The 5,204-nt window shown below is 71.7% G+C and carries 3 protein-coding genes and 1 pseudogene; 2 read left to right on the top strand and 2 right to left on the bottom strand.

The features are described 5' to 3' along the window. Positions 1–28: 28 nt before the first annotated feature. Positions 29–397: a DUF192 domain-containing protein gene (locus D7W82_RS38250; protein WP_120622978.1), complete on the bottom strand. Its 369-nt coding sequence runs from the start codon at positions 395–397 to the stop codon at positions 29–31. Between the two features lie 17 nt (positions 398–414). On the opposite strand from D7W82_RS38250, the gene D7W82_RS38245 reads away from it, so the two are divergent. Continuing rightward, positions 415–918 carry a tRNA (cytidine(34)-2'-O)-methyltransferase gene (locus D7W82_RS38245; RefSeq protein WP_014398831.1) on the top strand — a complete coding sequence of 168 codons (504 nt, stop codon included), beginning with the start codon at positions 415–417 and terminating at the stop codon, positions 916–918. A 177-nt stretch (positions 919–1,095) separates the two neighbouring features. Here D7W82_RS38245 and D7W82_RS42050 read toward each other — a convergent pair whose 3' ends face one another. Continuing rightward, positions 1,096–1,338, bottom strand: coding sequence for a hypothetical protein (locus D7W82_RS42050; RefSeq protein ID WP_120622977.1), 243 nt, complete (start codon positions 1,336–1,338; stop codon positions 1,096–1,098). A gap of 127 nt (positions 1,339–1,465) precedes the next feature. Between D7W82_RS42050 and D7W82_RS40790 the strand changes: the two are divergent. Further along, a pseudogene (locus D7W82_RS40790) lies at positions 1,466–5,204 on the top strand (molecular chaperone DnaJ); the annotation flags it as partial.

Genomic DNA, 5,204 nt, shown 5'->3' with positions numbered 1-5,204 from the left:
GGTGGGAAGGCACGGGCCCTTGGGACCCCTAGGCGCCCGGGGCCTCTCCCGGGGCGAAGACCAGGCGGTCGCCCTCCTGGGTGCCGCTGGCCAGGAGGACCCCGGCGGGCAGCTCCAGGACGGAGCGGGCCTTGAAGTAGATGGACGAGGTGCGCCAGGGCGGCATGGCGGACAGTTGCTTGACGATGCACCCTTCCGCGTCCAGGAAGGCGACGTCGATGGGGATGCGCATGAAGAAGGTGTGGATGGAGTTGCAGGGCTCGATGTGCATCCCGCCCCCCATGGGCAGCGAGGCGCGGCCCATGAGCCCCTGGAAGCGCTGGACGAAGGACTCGGCGCGTTCTGCGCGGTCCGCGAGCAGCCGCTGCCGCGTTTCGTTGGTCACCCTCCAGTGCATGTCCGGTGTTCTATCCCATGCTTGAGCCCCTGGCGTCCCCCCTGCATCTGGTCCTCGTCTCCCCGCAGATTCCGCCCAACACCGGCAACGTGGCCCGGCTGTGCGCTGTGACGGGGTGCCGGCTCATCCTGGTGGAGCCCCTGGGGTTCTCCATCGACGACCGGAACCTGAAGCGGGCGGGGCTGGACTACTGGGACAAGGTGTTCCTGAAGCTGTACCCCACCTACGACGCCTATGTCGCGGAGTACCCCCAGGCCCGGCGGTGGCTGTTCTCCGCCCGGGCGGAGACGTCGCTGTACGCGGCGCGGTTCGAGCCGGGGGACCACCTGGTGTTCGGCTCGGAGGTGACGGGGCTGTTGCCGGAGGTGATGGAGGGGGGGACGGGGACGCCGGTGACCATCCCCATGCTTCCGGAGCGCCGGAGCTTGAATCTTTCGACGTCGGTGGGGATTGGCGCCTACGAGGCGCTGCGTCAGGTGCAGCTGGGGACAGCGGCCAGGCAGGCACCGCCGTCGAATTGAGGGGCGAGCGGGACGGGCTACACTCCGTGGCCGAATGTCCGCCTCGCAGGTCGCCGAAGCGCTGTATGCCGCCCACAAGTCCCGAGCCACCGGCCGGCTGACGCTGCACGCCGGTGGACGCGAGTCCGCGCTGTGGCTGCGCGAGGGCGACCTGGTGGGCGCGAAGCTGGGCTTCGGCTACCAGACGCCCGCGCAGGCGCTCTTCCAGAACGGGTTGTTGGGCGTGGACGCCCTGGACGCGCTGTGGGCGCGGGGTGGGGCGGCGGCGCCGGACGAGGAGCTGCTGGAGGACAGCGGGCTCAAGCCCGCGGTGGTGCACGAGCAGCAGGTGCTGGCGCAGGTGCGGCGGCTGAGCGAGCTCGCGGAGCGCGCGGACTTCGAGGCGGAGGTGGTGGAGGCGGCGGGGGGCTTCGCGCCCATCGCGGGCGTGCGGGTGGTGCGGGCGGCGTTGGAGCCGGCGCCCAGTGAGCCCGTGCCCGCGAGGGTCTACCGCTGCCCGGAGGTGGCGGCGTGCGAGCCGTGGCTGACGGATGCGTCGGAGCGGGGCTTGCTGGAGACGCTGGGGGCCTTCCGAAGGCCGGAGTCGCTGACGGGGGCACAGCAGGCGCTGCTGCGGGTGTTGGAGCGCGAGGGCCGCATCGAGGCCCTGTCGGTGGAGGAGTGGGAGGAGCGCGAGCGGCTGCGGCGCGAGGAGGAGCTGCGTCAGGCGGAAGAGGAGGCCTGGGCCATCGAAGAGGCGCGCCGTCGCGAGGAGGCGGAGCGGCGCGCGGAGGAGGCGAGGCTCGCGGAGCTGGCGCGGCTGGAGGCGGAGCGCCTGGCGGAGGAGGCCCGGCTGGCGGAAGAGGCGCGGCTGGCGGAGCTGGCGCGCATCGAGGCGGAGCGGCTGGCGGAAGAGGCTCGGCTCCGGGCGCTGGAAGAGGCACGGCTGGCGGAGGAGGCACGGCTCCGGGCGGAAGAGGAAGCGCGGCGGGAGGCGGAGCGGCTGGCGGAGGAGGCCCGGCTCGCGGAGCTGGCGCGCATCGAAGCGGAGCGGATCGCGGAAGAGGCGCGATTGGCGGAGCTGGCGCGGCTGGAAGCGGAGCGGCTGGCGGAGGAGGCCCGGCTCGCGGAGTTGGCGCGCATCGAAGCAGAGCGGCTGGCGGAGGAGGCCCGGCTCGCGGAGCTTGCGCGCATCGAAGCGGAGCGGCTGGAAGCGGAGCGGCTGGCGGAGGAGGCCCGGCTCGCGGAGCTGGCGCGCATCGAAGCGGAGCGGCTGGAAGCGGAGCGGCTGGCGGAGGAGGCCCGGCTCGCGGAGCTTGCGCGCATTGAAGCGGAGCGGCTGGCGGAAGAGGCGCGGTTGGCGGAGCTTGCGCGCATTGAAGCAGAGCGACTCGCCGAAGAGGCTCGGCTGGCGGAGTTGGCGCGCATCGAAGCAGAGCGACTTGCCGAAGAGGCTCGGCTGGCGGAGTTGGCGCGCATCGAAGCGGAGCGGCTCGCGGAGGAGGCTCGCCTCGCCGAAGAGGCGCGCATTGAAGCCGAGCGTCTCGCCGAAGAGGCTCGCCTTCGTGCCGAGGAGGAAGCCCGCCTTGCGGAGGAGGCACGGCTTCGCGCGGAGGAAGAAGCTCGGCTCGCCGAAGAGGCGCGACTGGCCGAAGAGGCCCGCCTCGCGGAAGAAGCTCGCCTTCGCGCGGAGGAGGAAGCGCGACTGGCGGAAGAGGCGCGTCTGGCCGAAGAGGCACGGCTTCGCGCGGAGGAAGAGGCTCGCCTTCGTGCCGAAGAGGAAGCACGGCTCGCCGAAGAGGCTCGCCTCGCGGAGGAAGCCCGCCTTCGTGCAGAGGAAGAGGCTCGTCTCGCAGAAGAGGCTCGCCTGGCCGAAGAGGCCCGTCTCGCGGAAGAGGCCCGCCTCGCCGAAGAGGCACGTCTGGCCGAAGAGGCTCGTCTCGCCGAAGAAGCTCGGCTGCGTGCGGAGGAAGAGGCCCGCCTCGCCGAAGAGGCTCGTCTGCGTGCGGAAGAAGAGGCCCGCCTCGCCGAAGAGGCTCGTCTCGCAGAGGAAGCCCGCCTTCGTGCGGAAGAAGAGGCCCGCCTCGCAGAAGAGGCTCGTCTCGTAGAGGAAGCTCGGCTGCGGGCTGAGGAAGAAGCCCGGCTGGCGGAAGAAGCACGACTGGCCGAAGAGGCTCGGCTTCGCGCGCTTGAAGAGGCCCGCCTCGTGGAAGAGGCGCGACTGGCTGAAGAGGCACGTCTGGCCGAAGAGGCTCGCCTCGCTGAAGAGGCACGTCTGGCCGAGGAGGCCCGCCTCGCGGAAGAGGCACGCCTCGCCGAAGAGGCGCGGCTGGCTGAGGAGGCCCGCCTCGCCGAAGAGGCGCGGCTGGCGGAGGAGGCCCGCCTCGCGGAAGAGGCACGGCTCGCGGAGGAGGCACGTCTGGCCGAGGAGGCTCGCCTCGCGGAAGAGGCACGCCTCGCCGAAGAGGCCCGGCTGGCCGAAGAGGCTCGACTGGCCGAAGAGGCTCGACTGGCCGAGGAGGCACGTCTGGCCGAGGAGGCCCGCCTCGCGGAAGAAGCCCGGCTTCGTGCTGAAGAAGAGGCGCGGTTGGCCGAAGAGGCCCGCCTCGCGGAAGAGGCGCGACTGGCTGAGGAGGCTCGGGTCGCCGAAGAAGCCCGCCTTCGCGCAGCAGAAGAGGCTCGGCTCGCGGAAGAGGCGCGGCTTCGTGCTGAAGAAGAAGCCCGTCTGGCCGAAGAGGCGCGCCTCGCGGAAGAGGCTCGGCTTCGCGCGATCGAGGAAGCACGTATCGCTGAGGAAGCACGGCTGGCCGAAGAAGCGCGCCTGCGCGCGGAAGAAGAAGCTCGGCTAGCCGAAGAGGCACGTCTCGCCGAAGAGGCTCGGCTGCGTGCGGAGGAAGTGGCTCGCCTTGCCGAGGAGGCACGTCTCGCCGAAGAGGCGCGTCTGGCCGAAGAGGCTCGCCTCGCGGAGGAGGCGCGTCTGGCCGAAGAGACTCGCCTCGCGGAGGAGGCGCGTCTGGCCGAAGAGGCACGTCTCGCGGAGGAGGCGCGTCTGGCCGAAGAGGCTCGCCTCGCGGAGGAGGCGCGTCTGGCCGAAGAGGCTCGCCTCGCGGAGGAGGCGCGTCTGGCCGAAGAGGCCCGCCTCCGCGCGGAAGAGGAAGCCCGACTCGCGGAAGAGGCTCGCCTTCGTGCAGAAGAAGAGGCCCGCCTCGCCGAAGAAGCACGTCTGGCCGAAGAGGCTCGCCTTCGCGCAGAGGCAGAGGCCCGACTTGCTGAAGAGGCTCGCCTTCGTGCGGAGGAGGAAGCCCGCCTCGCCGAAGAAGCTCGCCTCGCTGAGGAGGCCCGTCTTCGCGCGGAGGAGGAAGCGCGCCTCGCAGAGGAAGCCAGACTCCGTGCAGAGGAAGAGGCCCGACTGGCGGAAGAAGCACGCTTGGCCGAAGAGGCTCGGCTTCGCGCGATTGAAGAAGCTCGACTCGCCGAGGAAGCGCGCCTGGCTGAAGAAGCGCGCCATCGTGCGGAGGAAGAGGCTCGCCTCGCGGAAGAGGCCCGCCTCGCGGAAGAGGCCCGTCTGGCCGAAGAGGCTCGCCTCGCCGAAGAGGCCCGGCTCGCGGAGGAGGCTCGCCTTCGTGCGGAAGAAGAGGCTCGGCTTGCAGAGGAAGCTCGGCTTGCGAAGGAGGCTCGCCTTCGTGCGGAGGAAGAGGCGCGCCTCGCGGAGGAGGCTCGCCTAGCCGAAGAGGCGCGACTGGCCGAGGAGGCTCGCCTCGCGGAAGAAGCCCGGCTTCGTGCGGAGGAGGAGGCGCGTCTGGCCGAAGAGGCTCGCCTCGCGGAAGAGGCCCGTCTGGCCGAAGAGGCTCGCCTCGCGGAAGAGGCCCGTCTGGCCGAAGAGGCGCGCCTCGCGGAAGAGGCTCGCCTCGCGGAAGAGGCCCGCCTCCGCGCAGCGGAAGAGGCACGGCTCGCGGAAGAAGCCCGGCTTCGTGCTGAAGAAGAGGCGCGGCTGGCCGAAGAGGCTCGCCTCGCGGAAGAGGCACGGCTCGCGGAAGAAGCTCGGCTCGCGGAAGAAGCGCGCCTTCGCGCGGAGGAAGAAGCGCGTCTCGCGGAGGAGGCTCGCCTTCGCGCGGAGGAGGAAGCCCGCCTCGCCGAAGAGGCCGCTCGAATCGAAGCTGCACGCCTCGCCGAGGAAGCTCGCGTTCGCGCCGAAGCCGAAGCCGCCCGCCTCGCCGAAGAGGCCCGCGCCGCCGAAGCCGCCCGCCTCGCCGAAGAGGCCCGCGCCGCCGAAGCCCAACGCCTGTCCGAACAGGGCAAGCCCGCCC

The organism is Corallococcus sp. CA049B (assembly GCF_003611685.1).
GTDB classification, from domain to species: Bacteria; Myxococcota; Myxococcia; order Myxococcales; family Myxococcaceae; genus Corallococcus; species Corallococcus coralloides.
This window is presented reverse-complemented; position numbering and strand designations above follow the sequence as displayed.

Bases quoted from the DNA above. Each gene is read 5' to 3' on its own strand.
- D7W82_RS38250 (WP_120622978.1), bottom strand. From the start codon at position 397: ATGCACTGGAGGGTGACCAACGAAACGCGGCAGCGGCTGCTCGCGGAC.
- D7W82_RS38245 (WP_014398831.1), top strand. From the start codon at position 415: ATGCTTGAGCCCCTGGCGTCCCCCCTGCATCTGGTCCTCGTCTCCCCG.
- D7W82_RS42050 (WP_120622977.1), bottom strand. From the start codon at position 1,338: ATGGGCGCGAAGCCCCCCGCCGCCTCCACCACCTCCGCCTCGAAGTCC.